The following is a 13,841-nucleotide window of genomic DNA, read 5'->3' on the forward strand; positions in this document are numbered from 1 at the left end:
CGCGCCCGCTGGCCGACCTGGAAGCCTACGAAGAGCAGTTGCAGCAGTTCGTGTACCACTCCGGCACCTTCATGAAGCCGCTGTTCTCGGCCGCCAAGCGCATCGTGCGCGAAGGCGGCCCGGCCCGCATCGTGTTCGCCGAGGGCGAGGACGAGCGCGTGCTGCGCGCGGTGCAGGTGGTGGTGGACGAAGGCCTGGCCCGTCCCATCCTGGTGGGTCGTCCGTCGGTGCTGCTGACCCGCATCGAGAAGCTGGGCCTGCGCCTGCGTCTGGGTGAAGACGTCGAGGTCACCAACCCGGAATACGACGAGCGCTTCCATCAGTACTGGACCACCTACTGGGAACGCATGTGCCGCCGCGGCATCACCAAGGAAATGGCGCGCGTCGAAATGCGCCGCCGCATGACCTTGATCGGCGCGATGATGGTGCACCTGGGCGACGCCGACGGCATGGTCTGCGGCTCGGTCGGCGCCTACCACGACCACCTGCGCTTCATCGACGAAGTGATCGGCCGCCGCCCCGGCGCCAACGTCTACGCCGCCATGAACATCCTGCTGCTCAACGAGCGCACGGTGGTGCTGGTGGATACGCACGTCAACGATGAGCCGACGGCCGAGCAGATCGCCGAGTTCACCATCGCCGCGGCCAAGGAAATGCAGCGCATGTTCCTGGCGCCGAAGGTGGCGCTGCTGTCGCGCTCGAACTTCGGCTCGGGCAGCTCGGCCTCGGGCGCCAAGATGCGCCGCGCGCTGGAACTGGTGCGCGCCGCCGAGCCGGAGCTGGAGATCGATGGCGAGATGCACGGCGATTGCGCGCTGGACGAAGCCCTGCGCCTGCGCATCCTGCCGTCCTCGACGCTCAAGGGCCAGGCCAACCTGCTGGTGTGCCCGAACGTGGACGCCGGCAACATCGCCTACAACCTGCTCAAGACGGCGGCCGGCGGCAACGTCGCGGTCGGCCCGTTCCTGCTGGGCGCCAACGCGCCGGTGCACATCCTGACCTCCAGCTCGACCGTGCGCCGCATCGTCAACATGACCGCGATGACTGTGGTCGATGCCAATACGCCACGTTGAAGTCACCAATGGCGGTCCGGTGTGCCGGCGCACGCCGACCGGCCTGGTCCTGACCGGGGGCGGCGCCCGCGCCGCCTACCAGGTCGGCGTGCTCAGCGCCATCATGGAGCTGCTGGACCCCGACTGGCATTCGCGTTTCAAGAATCCCTTCGACATCATCTGCGGCACGTCCGCCGGCGCCATCAACGCCGCGGCGCTGGCCTGCCGGGCCGAGCGGCCGCACCTGGGGGTGCGGCGCATCCGCCGCCTGTGGTCGTCGCTCAATACCGACATGATCTACCGGGCCGACGCGCCCGGCCTGATCCGCACCGGCGTGCGCTGGCTGGGCCTGCTGTCGCTGGGGTGGATGTATTCCGGCCTGACGCGCAAGCGGCCCCAGTCACTGCTGGACAACAGCCCGATGCAGGAACTGCTGGGCCGGGTGCTGGAGTTCGGCCACCTGCAATCGAATCTGGAGAGCGGCGCGCTGTCGGCGCTGGCGATCACGGCCTCGGGCTACACCAGCGGCGAGCACCTGACGTTCTACCAGGCGCACGCGCCGATCGAGCCCTGGCACCGCTACCTGCGGCTGGCCATTCCCACGCCGATCACGGTCGACCACCTGATGGCCTCGTCCGCCATTCCTTTTGTCTTTCCCGCCCGCCAGATCACGGTGCACGGCAAGGGCGAGTGGTGCGGCGACGGTTCGATGCGGCAGCTGGCGCCAATCAGCCCGGCCATCCACCTGGGCGCGCACCGGGTGCTGGTGATCGGCACCGGGTTCCGCGACGACACCCACCCCGAGCACCGCGAGGCGGCGCCGCCGTATCCCTCGCTGGCCCAGGTGGGCGGCCATGCCCTGTCCAGCATCTTCCTGGACGGCCTGTCGATGGACGTCGAGCGCCTGGAGCGAATGAACTACCTGGTCGACCACGCCGCGCCGCGGGAGGGCGACGAGGTCACGGTGCGCCGCATCCAGGTGCTGACGATCACCCCCCAGCCGCTCCCTGGACTCCCTGGCGCTGGAACACCTGGGCGACATGCCGGCCCAGGCCCGTGCCCTTTTCCGCGTACTCGGTGTATCGTCCGATCCAAGCCGCCCCGGGGGCGGCGCGCTGATGTCCTACCTGTTGTTCGAGTCCAGCTACACCAAGCGATTGATCGAACTGGGTTATGCCGATACGATGCAGCGTAACGATGAAGTGATCGCCTTTTTCAAGGAGGCACAGGCATGACGCGCAATGCCCAATCTACCCTGCAGAAGCAGTTGAAGCGAGGTGGAGCGCTGGCCCATGACGGGCTGGACAAAAAGGCCGTGGTCGACGCCGCGCACGAGCTCGGCCTGGCACTGTTTGTGGCCAATTGCGACCCGGCCCGCAGCCGCTCCGCGGTGCTGCGCGCCATCGTCAAGGCGGTGGATTTCCCCGAGTATTTCGGCGGCAATCTCGACGCGCTGTACGACTGTCTGTGCGATACCGTGCTGGATCACAAGACCGGCGTGGTGCTGTGGCTGTACAAGCTGCATTCGGGGGATCCGGCGCTGGAAGAAGACGCCGCCCGCATCGAGTCGGTGTGCGCCGACGCCGCCGAATTCGCCCACGAGAATGGCCGCACGTTTGCGTATGTGGTGGAACACGCGGGCAGGCACCCGGATCCCGAACCCGGCGTGGCCGCCGCGCCTTACGGCGAACACGACTGACGACCCCGGGCAGGGCGCTCGCGCCGCCGGCCCGCCGGTCACCTGCCTGTCATGTCGCGGGGGCGCCGATCACCAGCCGAGCAAGGCGCCGGCCGCTGAAATCAAGGCCAATCCCGCTGTTTCCGTGCGCAGCACGCGCGGGCCGAATCTGACGGCCTGGACGCCCGCCTCGCGCGCCTGGGCCAATTCCTTGTCCGACCAGCCCCCCTCGGGGCCCACCAGCAGCGTCAGCGATTGCAGGCCCGGCGTGGCGCCGAGCCGGCCGGCCAGGTCGGCGTCGGCCTCCGGGTGGCACAGCAGGCGCAGGCCCTCGGCGGGTTGCGTCAGCCAGTCGGCCAGCGTCACGGGGGCGTCGACCGCCATCAGCCGGTTGCGGCCGCATTGTTCGGCGGCCGACTGGGCGATGCGCTGCCAGTGCGCCACCCGTTTTTCCAGCCGCGGGCCGGACAATTGCAGCACGCTGCGCTGCGCGGCGATGGGGCAGACCCGGGCGGCGCCCAGCTCCACCGCCTTTTCCACCACCCAGTCCATCTTGTCGCCGGCGGGCAGGCCCTGCACCAGCGTGATGCGGCCGGCCAGCTCGGCTTCGCGCGGATCGAACGCGCCCAACTGGGCGAAACCGGCCTTGCCCTCGATTTCCAGCACCGCCGGATACTCGCCGCCCTGGCCGTTGAACAGCGCCACGGTTTCGCCGGCGCGCAGCCGCAGCACCCGGATGGCGTGGTGCGCCAGGGCCTCCGGCAGGGCGATACGGGCGCCGGCGGACAGGGGGGCGTCGCAGAAAAAGCGGGGAGCGGACATGGGTAGTGCGGTGGCGGACGGAAGGCGGACATTGGGGCCGGGCGGAGACCCGGGGCGCGGCCCGGGCGGCGCCCCGGCGGTTCAGGGCCTGGCTCGTCGCCGGGTTACCTGAGCGCGTAGCCTACCACCTTGATGCCCCAGTCGATCAGGGTGGGGGCGCTGGACGCCAGTTGCAGCGTCAGCAGGGTCAGGAAGCCGACCGTCATTTTCTTGTCCAGGCGCAGGAGGTCGTGGCGCACCTCGGCCAGGTCTTCGTGGGTGGCGAAGCGCTTGAGTTCCTCGCGGGTGGGCAGTTGCGCGACGACTTCGACGAGTCTGTCGAATTGGTCCTGGGCGGCGCGCCTGGCGATGTCGCGTTCGAGTTCAGCCCTTTCGCGGGCGTAGTCGACGCGTGACAGGGCATAGGCGTGGAGTTCGGCGCGGGCCTCGTCCTGCGAGCGCTTGAGCAGATCGGCCTCGCCCTGCAGGCGGGCTTGTTCCAGCGCCTGCGCCACCGCGATGGCGCGTTCCTCGCCGAGCGCGTTGCGCAGGGCCAGGATGCCGGCGGCGGGAATAGTGAAGCTCAACATGGCAATCATGATACGGATTCCGACAAGGGGCTGTGCCAGGCCATCATGAATCTCGGACCGCCCCGCCGCAATTGTGGCAACTACGCCATGACATCGCTGTCTCCCCCTGGGGTTTGCCGCGATTTCGCCGCGGGCCACCGTCCATTTGGCGGACCCCGCCGCCCGTGGCCGGACGGGTCATCCCCAGGTGTTAAAATCGTCTGCTTCGCAACCTACTCAACTGGCCCCCATTTCCTGCGTGGGCGCGCCAGCTTCAAAGAGCCTTCCGAATGAGCAATCCGACCGCCCCTAAACTTGCCTTGGCGGATGCCATCCGCGCCCTCGCGATGGATGCCGTGCAACAAGCGAACTCCGGGCACCCGGGCGCTCCCATGGGCATGGCGGAAATCGCCCAGGCCCTCTGGATCGGCAACCTGCGCCACAACCCGAAGGATCCCGCCTGGGCCAACCGCGACCGCTTCGTGCTGTCCAACGGCCACGGCTCGATGCTGATCTACGCGCTGCTGCACCTGACCGGCTACGACCTGCCGATCGAAGAACTGAAGAATTTCCGCCAGCTGCATTCCAAGACGCCGGGCCACCCCGAAGTGGGCATCACCCCGGGCGTGGAAACCACCACCGGCCCGCTGGGCCAGGGCCTGGGCAATGCCGTCGGCATGGCGCTGGCCGAAGCGCTGCTGGCCGCCGAGTTCAACAAGCCCGGCCACACCATCGTCGACCACCACACCTACGCCTTCACCGGCGACGGCTGCCTGATGGAAGGCATCTCGCACGAAGTGTGTTCGCTGGCCGGCACGCTCAAGCTGTCCAAGCTGGTGGTGCTGTATGACGACAACGGCATCTCGATCGACGGCCATGTCGAGCACTGGTTCGCCGACGACACCGCCAAGCGCTTCGAGGGCTACGGCTGGAACGTCATCCGCGGCATCGACGGCCACGACGCCGCCGCCGTGGACGCCGCCATCAAGGCCGCCCGCGCGCAATCGGAAAAGCCCACGCTGATCGTCTGCCGCACCGTCATCGGCAAGGGTTCGCCCAACATGGCCGGCACCCACAACGTGCACGGCGCCCCGCTGGGCAAGGACGAGATCGCCGCCACCCGCGCCGCGCTGGGCTGGTCGGCCGAGCCGTTCCAGATCCCGCAGGACATCTACGACGGCTGGGACGGCCGCAAGACCGGCGCCGCCGCGCAGGCCGAATGGCAGTCGGCGTTCAACGCCTACGCCGCCGAATTCCCGGCCGAGGCCGCCGAGTTCACCCGCCGCATGAAGGGCGAGCTGCCCGCCGGCTACGCCGACCAGTTCCAGGCGTTCCTGAACGCCACGCTGGAAAAGGCCGAGACCGTCGCCACCCGCAAGGCCTCGCAGTTCGCGATCACGGCGCTGGCCGCCGCGCTGCCGGAAATGCTGGGCGGCTCGGCCGACCTGACCGGCTCCAACTTCACCGACTGGAAGGGCGTCGCCGCCGTCCGCGCCGGCGACAAGGGCATCCAGTTCGGCCGCCACATCAACTACGGCGTGCGCGAATTCGGCATGGCCGCCATCATGAACGGCGTGGCGCTGCACGGCGGCTACCTGCCGTTCGGCGGCACCTTCCTGACGTTCTCGGACTACTCGCGCAACGCCATCCGCATGGCCGCGCTGATGAAGCAGCGCGTGGTGCATGTGTTCACGCACGACTCCATCGGCCTGGGCGAAGACGGCCCGACCCACCAGTCGATCGAGCACGCCTCCAGCCTGCGCCTGATCCCCAACCTGTCGCTCTGGCGTCCCTGCGACACGGCCGAAACCGCCGTGGCCTGGAACGTCGCCGTGACGCGTCCGGCCAGCATCGGCATGGACGTGCATGACGGCGGCCCGACGGCCCTGCTGCTGTCGCGCCAGAACCTGCCGTTCGTGCAACGCGACGCCGCCACCGTGGACGCCATCGCCCGCGGCGGCTACGTGCTGCGCGACGCCGACGGCGCCCGCGCCGTGATCATCGCCACCGGTTCCGAAGTCGCCATCGCCCTGGACGCGCAAGCCCAGCTGGCCAAGGACGGCATCGCGGTGCGCGTGGTGTCCATGCCGAGCACCGACGTGTTCGACAAGCAGGACGCCGCCTGGAAGCAATCGGTGCTGCCCAAGGGCCTGCCGCGCGTGGCCGTCGAGGCCGGCGTGACCGCCTTCTGGCACAAGTACGTGGGCCTGGAAGGCGCCGTGGTCGGCATCGACCGCTACGGCGAATCGGCCCCGGCGGGGGCGCTGTTCAAGTTCTTCGGGCTGACCGCCGACAAGGTGGCCGAGACCGTCAAGCAAGTTCTGTAAAAAAGGAGCCTAGTCATGACCATTCGCGTCGCCATCAACGGTTACGGTCGCATCGGCCGCAACATCCTGCGTGCCCACTATGAAGGTGGCAAGAAGCACGATATCGAAATCGTCGCCATCAACGACCTGGGCGATCCCAAGACCAACGCCCACCTGACCCGCTACGACACCGCCCACGGCAAGTTCCCGGGCACCGTCGAAGTCGACGGCGAGTTCATGGTCGTCAACGGCGACAAGATCCGCGTGCTGGCCAACCGCAACCCGGCCGAACTGCCGTGGGGCGAGCTGAAGGTCGACGTGGTGCTGGAATGCACGGGCTTCTTCACGACCAAGGAAAAGGCCGGCGCGCACATCAAGGGCGGCGCCAAGAAGGTCATCATCTCGGCCCCCGGCGGCAAGGACGTTGACGCCACCGTCGTCTACGGCGTCAACCACGGCGTGCTGAAGTCGACCGACACCGTCATCTCGAACGCGTCGTGCACCACCAACTGCCTGGCCCCGCTGGTCAAGCCGCTGAACGACAAGCTGGGCCTGGAAAACGGCCTGATGACGACCGTCCACGCCTACACCAACGACCAGGTCCTGACCGACGTCTACCACGAAGACCTGCGCCGCGCCCGTTCGGCCACCATGAGCATGATCCCGACCAAGACCGGCGCCGCCGCCGCGGTCGGCCTGGTGCTGCCGGAGCTGAACGGCAAGCTGGACGGCTACGCCATCCGCGTCCCGACCATCAACGTGTCGATCGTCGACCTGTCCTTCGTGGCCAAGCGCGACACGACCGTCGAGGAAGTGAACAGCATCCTGAAGGCCGCCTCGGAAGGCGAGCTCAAGGGCATCCTGGACTACAACACCGAACCCCTGGTCTCGGTGGACTACAACCACAACCCGGCCTCCAGCACCGTTGACGCGTCGCTGACCAAGGTCTCGGGCCGCCTGGTCAAGGTTTCGTCCTGGTACGACAACGAGTGGGGCTTCTCGAACCGCATGCTCGACACCACCGTCGCGCTGATGTCGGCCAAGTAAGCATCGCTGTCGAACCGAAGGGGACGAACAGGTTTTCCGCCACGGCGGAAAGCGGGTTCGTCCCCTTCGTTCGCCAACTCTAGGGAAAGCAAAGCATTATGTCCAAGGTCAATACCCTGTCCGCGCTGGCCAAGGCCGGCGCCCTGTCCGGCAAGCGCGTGTTCATCCGCGCCGATCTGAACGTGCCGTTCGATGACGCCGGCCGCATTTCCGAAGACACCCGCATCCGCGCCTCGGTGCCCGGCATCCGCCTGGCGCTGGACGCCGGCGCCGCGGTGATGGTCACCTCGCACCTGGGCCGCCCGAAAGAGGGCGTGCTGACCGAGGCCGATTCGCTGGCCAAGGTCGGCCAGCGCCTGTCCGAGCTGCTGGGCATGCCGGTGCCGCTGGTGCAGAACTGGGTCGACGGCGTCAAGGTCGAGCCGGGCCTGGTGGTGCTGCTGGAAAACTGCCGCGTCAACGTCGGCGAGAAGAAGGACGACGAGGCGCTGTCGCGCAAGATGGCCGCGCTGTGCGACGTCTACGTCAACGACGCCTTCGGCACGGCGCACCGCGCCGAGGCCACCACGCACGGCATCGCGCGCTTCGCGCCGGTGGCCTGCGCCGGCCCGCTGCTGGAAGCCGAGCTGGACGCGCTGGGCCGCGCGCTGCACGAGCCGAAGCGTCCGCTGGTCGCGATCGTCGGCGGCTCCAAGGTGTCGACCAAGCTGTCGATCCTGCAATCGCTGGCCGACAAGGTCGACCAGCTGGTGGTGGGCGGCGGCATCGCCAACACCTTCATGCTGGCCGCCGGGCTGCCGATCGGCAAGTCGCTGGCCGAGCCGGACCAGGTGGACCAGGCGCGCGCCGTGATCGAGCTGATGAAGCAGCGCGGCGCGGATGTGCCGATCCCGGTGGACGTGGTGTGCGCCAAGGCGTTCGGCGCGGACGCCGAGGCCACCGTGAAGGCGGCCGATGAGGTCGCCGCCGACGACATGATCCTGGACATCGGTCCGCAGACGGCGCAGCAGCTGGCCGCGATCCTGAAGCAGGCCGGCACCATCGTCTGGAACGGCCCCGTGGGCGTGTTCGAATTCGACCAGTTCGCCAACGGCACCAAGGTGGTGGCGCAGGCGATCGCGGATTCCGAGGGCTTCTCGATCGCGGGCGGCGGCGACACGCTGGCCGCGATCGCCAAGTACGGCATCGGCGAGCAGGTCGGCTACATCTCGACCGGCGGCGGCGCGTTCCTGGAATTCCTGGAAGGCAAGACCCTGCCGGCGGTGGCCGTGCTGCAAGAGCGGGCCAAGTAAGTCGCTGGCCTGGCGCAATGCAAAGCCGCTCCTTTCGGAGCGGCTTTTTTCATGGGCGTGAGCGGTGCGGGCGGAGATCGCCGCCGCCTCGCGAAAAGGCTATTCCATCTTCGCGCCCGACAGCTTCACGATGCCGGCGTAGCGGTCGATCTCGGCGCGCATGAAGTCGCCGAAGGCGGCGGGCGTCTGGCCCGCGGGGACGATGGCGCCCATCGATTCCATGCGCTGGCGCATGGCGGGGTCGGCGGTGATGGCGTTGATGTCGCGGTTCAGGCGCTCGACGATGGCGTCGGGCGTGCCGGCCGGCGCGACGATGCCGTACCAGGCGGAGGCATGCATGTCGTTGACGCCGGCTTCGGCGAAGGTGGGCACGTCGGGCAGGGCGGGCAGGCGCTGGCGCGAGGCGACGGCCAGGGCGCGCAGCGCGCCGGCCTGGACCTGGGCGAGCGAGCCGGTGTCGATCATCATGTCGACCTGGCCCGCGAGCAGGTCGGAGACCGCGGGGCCGCTGCCCTTGTAGGGGATGTGCAGGATGTCGACGCCGGTGCGGGCCTTGAACATGGCGCCGGCCAGGTGCTGCGACGATCCCACGCCGCCCGAGCCGTAGTTGAGCTTGCCGGGCGCGGCCTTGGCGGCGTCGACCAGCTGCCGCACCGACTGGTAGGGCGATTGCTTGGGCACTTCGAGGATGTTGGGGATCTCGGCGACGAAGGCGACGGGCGTGAAGTCCTTGACCGGGTCGAAGCCCAGACGCGCGTACAGGTGCGGGTTGGCGGCGTTGGTCGAGCTGGTGGCGACCAGCAGGGTGTAGCCGTCGGGTTTTTCGCGCACAAAGGCGGCGGTGCCGATGTTGCCGCCGGCGCCGGCCTTGTTGTCGACGATGACGGTCTGGCCCAGGCGTTCGGTCAGGCGCTGCGCCAGCATGCGGCCCAGGGCGTCGGTGGCGCCGCCGGGGGGCCAGGGCACGACCAGCTTGATGGGCCGCTCGGGGTAGGCCTGGGCCTGCGACAGGGCGGGAGCGACGGCGAGCGCGGCCAGGGCGAGCGCGCTCGCGGCGCGGCGCAGGAATGCGTGGGGCATGGAGTCTCCTGATGCGCGGTCCGGCGAGCGGCCGCGCTGTTGTCCGAGGGCCGCGTGGGCGGCGCCGGGGCGGCTTGGGGCCGCGTTTGTTGTGTCCAGGACTCTACGCAATCCGCCACTTGATAAAAAGGGATAAATATTTAAGGAATTTCATTCCTTTTTGGAATGATCTGTTCCGCGCGGGCGCCACCCGGCGGCGAGACGGTTTGATTTGCCATCGGTTTTGGGGACGTAGACTGGTGTAGGCTTGGCGCTCCTCCGCGCCCCGCGGTTTCCTCTCTCCGTTTCCTCCGTTTCACCGCTCCATGAATCTACGATTTCTTCCTGGCCTGAGCAATTTCCGGGGCATCACCCGGGAGTCCGCCGGCCGCGATATCGCCGCGGGGTTGAGCGTGGCCGCGGTGGCGTTGCCGGTGGGGCTGGCCTATGCCGCGATGATGGGCGTGCCGCCGGTGGCCGGGCTGTGGGCGGCGATCGCCGGCATGCTGGGCTACGCGCTGTTCGGGTCCTCGCGCACCTTGATCGTGGGGCCCGACACCGCCACCTGCACGCTGATCGCGGCGACGCTGACGGGCATGGCGCTGACCACCCCGGAAGACCGCTTGGTGGCCGCCACCGGGATCGCGCTGACGGTCGGCGTGGGCTGCCTGATCGCGCGGGTGCTGCGGCTGGGCGTGCTGGCCAACCTGCTGTCGCGGCCGGTGCTGATCGGCTACATGGCGGGGGTGGCGGTGACGCTGGCGCTGTCGCAACTGAGCGGCCTGACCGGCGTGGGACTGCGCAACAGCGGGCTGGTGCATCCGTTCCTGGAACTGTCGCGGCGCGTGTCGGAGATCCGCATTCCGACGCTGTGCCTGGGGTTGGCGTCGTGCCTGCTGCTGGTGGCGATCAAGCGCTGGCGGCCGACCTGGCCGGGACCGATCATGCTGGTGGTGGGCGCCTGCCTGCTGTCGTGGCTGTTCGACTTCCCCAACCTCGGCATCGCGGTGGTGGGCGAGGTGCCGGCGGGCCTGCCGGCGCTGCGCCTGCCGGTGCGGCTCGAAGGCGTGGACAACATCCTGCTGGGCGCGGCGGGCGTGCTGGTGGTGAGTTTCTCCAGCGGCATCGTGACGGCGCGCAGCTTCGCCGCGCGCAGCGGCGAGCACGTGGATCCGAACCGCGAGCTGGTCGGCTTCGGCGCGGCCAACGTGGCGGCGGGGCTGTTCCAGGGCTTCGTGGTGACGGGCGCCGATTCGCGCACGGCGGTGGGGCTGGCGGCGGGCGGCTCGTCGCCGCTGGTCGGCGTCAGCGCGGCGGCGGCGCTGGCGCTGGTGGTGGGCCTGCTGAGCGCGCCGCTGTATTGGCTGCCGCAGGCGGTGCTGTCCGCGATCCTGCTGCTGGCGGCCACCAGCCTGTTCGACGGCCAGGCCTTCATGCGGCTGGCGCGGATCTCGCGCATCGAGCTGGCCTTCGGCATCCTGGCCGCGGTCGGCGTGGTGGGCTTCGGCGTGCTGCAGGGCGTGGCGGTGTCGGTCGGCGCCACGCTGCTGTACGCCATGTATGTGTCCGGCAATCCGCGCGACGCGCTGCTGGGCCGCCTGCCGGGCGAGTCGGTGCTGGGCAAGATGCACCTGAATCCGCAGGCGCAGCCGGTGCCGGGCACGGTGATCTGGCTGTTCGAATCGTCGGTGTGGTTCTTCAACGCCGACGCGTTCCGGCGGCGCGCGCGCGAGATCATCGAGCAGGCCGGCGACGTCACCTGGTTCGTGCTGGACGCCGAGGCCATGACGCAGGCCGACGCCGACGCGATCGAGGCGTTGTACGAATTGCGGCGCGAGCTGCGCGATCGCGGCATGGTGCTGCTGGTGGCGGGCGGCCATGGCCAGTTCCGCATGGCGCTGGAACGCTCCGGCCTGGCCGACCGCATCGGCCGCGACAAGATCTTCCCCTCGCCCGAACAGGCGGTCGAGGCCATCGAGCGCTGGCGCCAGGGACCGGCGCCGGCCACGCTGTCCTGACCCTCTCGGCGGGCGACGCTGTCGCCACACCCGATCCGTCTACGCGACCGGGCCTCGCCGCGCCGTCCGCGGGCGGCCCTCAGTCGATGATGTGATAGCCGCCGTCGATGTACAGCGTCTGCCCGGTCATGCGGCGGGCGGCGTCGGTGGCGAGCCAGGCGGTGGCCTCGCCGACGTCGTCGATCGACACCAGGCTGCGCGCCGGCGCCTTGGCCTGGGCGCGGTCGAGCAGCGCGTCGAACTCGGCGATGCCCGAGGCCGCGCGGGTCTTGAGCGGCCCGGGCGAAATGGCGTGCACGCGGATGCCCTGCGGGCCGAGTTCGGCCGCCAGGTAGCGGGTGGCCGATTCCAGCGCGGCCTTCACCGGACCCATCATGTTGTAGTGCTCGACCACCATCTGCGAGCCGTAGTAGCTCATGCAGAACAGCGCGCCGCCGCCGGGCATCAGCGGTTCGGCCAGCTTGGCCATGCGGATGAACGACCAGCACGACACGTCCATGGCCGTGAGGAAACCGGCGCGCGAGCAGTCGGTGACGCGGCCGTGCAGGTCGTCGCGCGGGGCGAAGGCGATGGAGTGCAGCACGAAGTCCAGGCCGCCCCATTCGGCGGTGATGCGTTCGAACACGGCTTCCAGTTCGCCGTCGCGCAGCAGGTCCAGCGGCATCAGCAGCGATGCGTCGACCTGGCGCGCCAGCGGTTCGACGTGCGGGCGCGCCTTGTCGTTCAGGTAGGTCACCGCCAGCTCGGCGCCCATGGCGCGGAACGCCTTGGCGCAACCCCAGGCGATGGAGTCGGCGTTGGCGATGCCGGTGACCAGGCCGCGCTTGCCGGCCAGGGGCAGGGCGGCGCTCATCGTTGCTTCACCAGGGCCAGGGTGTGCTGCGCGATGATCAGCTCTTCGTTGGTGCGCACCACGTACACGCCAATGCGGCTGTCGTCGCTGGAAATGCGCGGTCCGTGATGCGCATTGCGTTCGGGGTCGAGCTTGATGCCGAGCCAGCCCCAGTGCTCGCTGATGGCCTGGCGGATCTCGGCCGAGTTCTCGCCGACGCCGGCCGTGAAGACGATGCCGTCGATGCCGTTCATGGCGCAGCCCAGGCCGATCATGCCCTCGGCCACGCGCCAGGCGAAGTACTTGAGCGCCAGCCTGGCCGACGGCGCGTCGCTGGCCAGCAGTTCGCGCATGTCGTTGCTGATGCCCGACAGGCCCTTCATGCCGCAGTCGTGGTACAGCACGTGCTCGATGTCGTCGTGCGACATGCCCTGTTCCATCATCCACAGCACCACGCCGGCATCCAGGCGGCCCGGCCGCGTGCCCATGGGCAGGCCCTCTAGCGCGGTGAAGCCCATGGTGCTGTCGACGCTCTTGCCCTGGTGCATGGCGCAGGCCGACACGCCCGAGCCCAGGTGCGCGGCGATGATTTTGCCCATGGCGATCTCGGGCAGCGCCTGGCGCAGCCGCTGCGCGATGTATTCGTAGGACAGGCCATGGAAGCCGTAGCGCCGCACGCCCTGCTGGTACAGCGACTCGGGCAGGGCGTAGCGGTCGGCCACGTCCGAATGGCTGCGGTGGAAGGCGGTGTCGAAGCACGCCACCTGCGGAATCCACGGACGCCGCTCGCGGATCACGCGGATCGGCGCCAGGTTGTTGGGCTGGTGTAGCGGCGCCAGCGGCGTGAAGGCCTCGAGCCTGGCGAGGATGTCATCGTCGATCAGCACCGGTTCGGACAGGTCGGGGCCGCCGTGCACCACGCGGTGGCCGACGGCCAGCGGCGCGCCGCCCAGGTGGCCGCTGAGCCAGGTGCCGACCACTTCCTGGCCGTTGGGCACGTCGGGCGCGTGGCTGGGCGCGATGTCGCGTTCCACCAGCGTCTGGCCGGCGGCGTCGCGCACCCGCAGGCGCGGATGGCTGGTGCCGATGCCTTCGAGCTGGCCGCCCAGGCGCGGCGCCAGGGCCTGCTTGTCGTCGATGTCGTACAGGTAGAACTTGATGCTGGAACTGCCGGCGTTGATGACGAG

11 protein-coding genes and 1 pseudogene are annotated in these 13,841 nt (G+C 69.2%); 7 read left to right on the plus strand and 5 right to left on the minus strand.

Translation table 11 applies throughout. From position 1 onward, the window contains the following. The 3 genes and pseudogenes from AOZ49_RS14370 to AOZ49_RS14380 form a co-directional block, all read left to right on the plus strand. Positions 1–1,073: phosphate acyltransferase (locus AOZ49_RS14370; RefSeq protein ID WP_255353690.1), on the plus strand; the 1,073-nt coding region annotated here is incomplete at its 5' end. Beyond that, positions 1,054–2,287, plus strand: a pseudogene (locus tag AOZ49_RS14375) (patatin-like phospholipase family protein). The gene AOZ49_RS14370 and the pseudogene AOZ49_RS14375, both read left to right, overlap by 20 nt. Next, positions 2,284–2,751, plus strand: a complete 468-nt coding sequence (locus AOZ49_RS14380) for a barstar family protein (RefSeq protein ID WP_054428539.1) — start codon at positions 2,284–2,286, stop codon at positions 2,749–2,751. The pseudogene AOZ49_RS14375 and the gene AOZ49_RS14380 overlap by 4 nt, the downstream one beginning before the upstream one ends. A gap of 69 nt (positions 2,752–2,820) precedes the next feature. Here AOZ49_RS14380 and AOZ49_RS14385 read toward each other — a convergent pair whose 3' ends face one another. Then, positions 2,821–3,552: a 16S rRNA (uracil(1498)-N(3))-methyltransferase gene (locus AOZ49_RS14385; RefSeq protein ID WP_054476036.1), complete on the minus strand. Its 732-nt coding sequence runs from the start codon at positions 3,550–3,552 to the stop codon at positions 2,821–2,823. A 104-nt stretch (positions 3,553–3,656) separates the two neighbouring features. Continuing rightward, positions 3,657–4,130, minus strand: coding sequence for a hypothetical protein (locus tag AOZ49_RS14390; RefSeq protein WP_054428537.1), 474 nt, complete (start codon positions 4,128–4,130; stop codon positions 3,657–3,659). A 260-nt stretch (positions 4,131–4,390) separates the two neighbouring features. Here AOZ49_RS14390 and tkt point away from each other — a divergent pair, with 260 nt between their 5' ends. From tkt to AOZ49_RS14405, 3 genes are all read left to right on the plus strand, one after another. Beyond that, positions 4,391–6,427, plus strand: coding sequence for a transketolase (gene tkt / locus AOZ49_RS14395; RefSeq protein ID WP_054428536.1), 2,037 nt, complete (start codon positions 4,391–4,393; stop codon positions 6,425–6,427). Between the two features lie 15 nt (positions 6,428–6,442). Further along, positions 6,443–7,453, plus strand: coding sequence for a type I glyceraldehyde-3-phosphate dehydrogenase (gap, locus tag AOZ49_RS14400; protein WP_006390861.1), 1,011 nt, complete (start codon positions 6,443–6,445; stop codon positions 7,451–7,453). 98 nt (positions 7,454–7,551) lie between these two features. After that, positions 7,552–8,745 carry a phosphoglycerate kinase gene (locus AOZ49_RS14405; protein WP_054428535.1) on the plus strand — a complete coding sequence of 398 codons (1,194 nt, stop codon included), beginning with the start codon at positions 7,552–7,554 and terminating at the stop codon, positions 8,743–8,745. A 99-nt stretch (positions 8,746–8,844) separates the two neighbouring features. On the opposite strand, the gene AOZ49_RS14410 is transcribed toward AOZ49_RS14405, so the two are convergent. Next, positions 8,845–9,825: a Bug family tripartite tricarboxylate transporter substrate binding protein gene (locus AOZ49_RS14410; RefSeq protein WP_054428534.1), complete on the minus strand. Its 981-nt coding sequence runs from the start codon at positions 9,823–9,825 to the stop codon at positions 8,845–8,847. Between the two features lie 305 nt (positions 9,826–10,130). Here AOZ49_RS14410 and AOZ49_RS14415 point away from each other — a divergent pair, with 305 nt between their 5' ends. Then, positions 10,131–11,822 carry a SulP family inorganic anion transporter gene (locus AOZ49_RS14415; RefSeq protein ID WP_082380451.1) on the plus strand — a complete coding sequence of 564 codons (1,692 nt, stop codon included), beginning with the start codon at positions 10,131–10,133 and terminating at the stop codon, positions 11,820–11,822. A 79-nt stretch (positions 11,823–11,901) separates the two neighbouring features. Here AOZ49_RS14415 and fabI read toward each other — a convergent pair whose 3' ends face one another. Both fabI and AOZ49_RS14425 read right to left on the minus strand, forming a co-directional pair. After that, positions 11,902–12,675, minus strand: coding sequence for an enoyl-ACP reductase FabI (gene fabI, locus AOZ49_RS14420; RefSeq protein WP_054476038.1), 774 nt, complete (start codon positions 12,673–12,675; stop codon positions 11,902–11,904). After that, positions 12,672–13,841: acetate/propionate family kinase (locus tag AOZ49_RS14425; protein ID WP_082380452.1), on the minus strand; the 1,170-nt coding region annotated here is incomplete at its 5' end. The genes AOZ49_RS14425 and fabI, both read right to left, overlap by 4 nt.

Origin of the sequence: Achromobacter sp. 2789STDY5608615 (genome assembly GCF_001298995.1) — a bacterium.
GTDB classification, from domain to species: Bacteria; Pseudomonadota; Gammaproteobacteria; order Burkholderiales; family Burkholderiaceae_B; genus Achromobacter; species Achromobacter insuavis.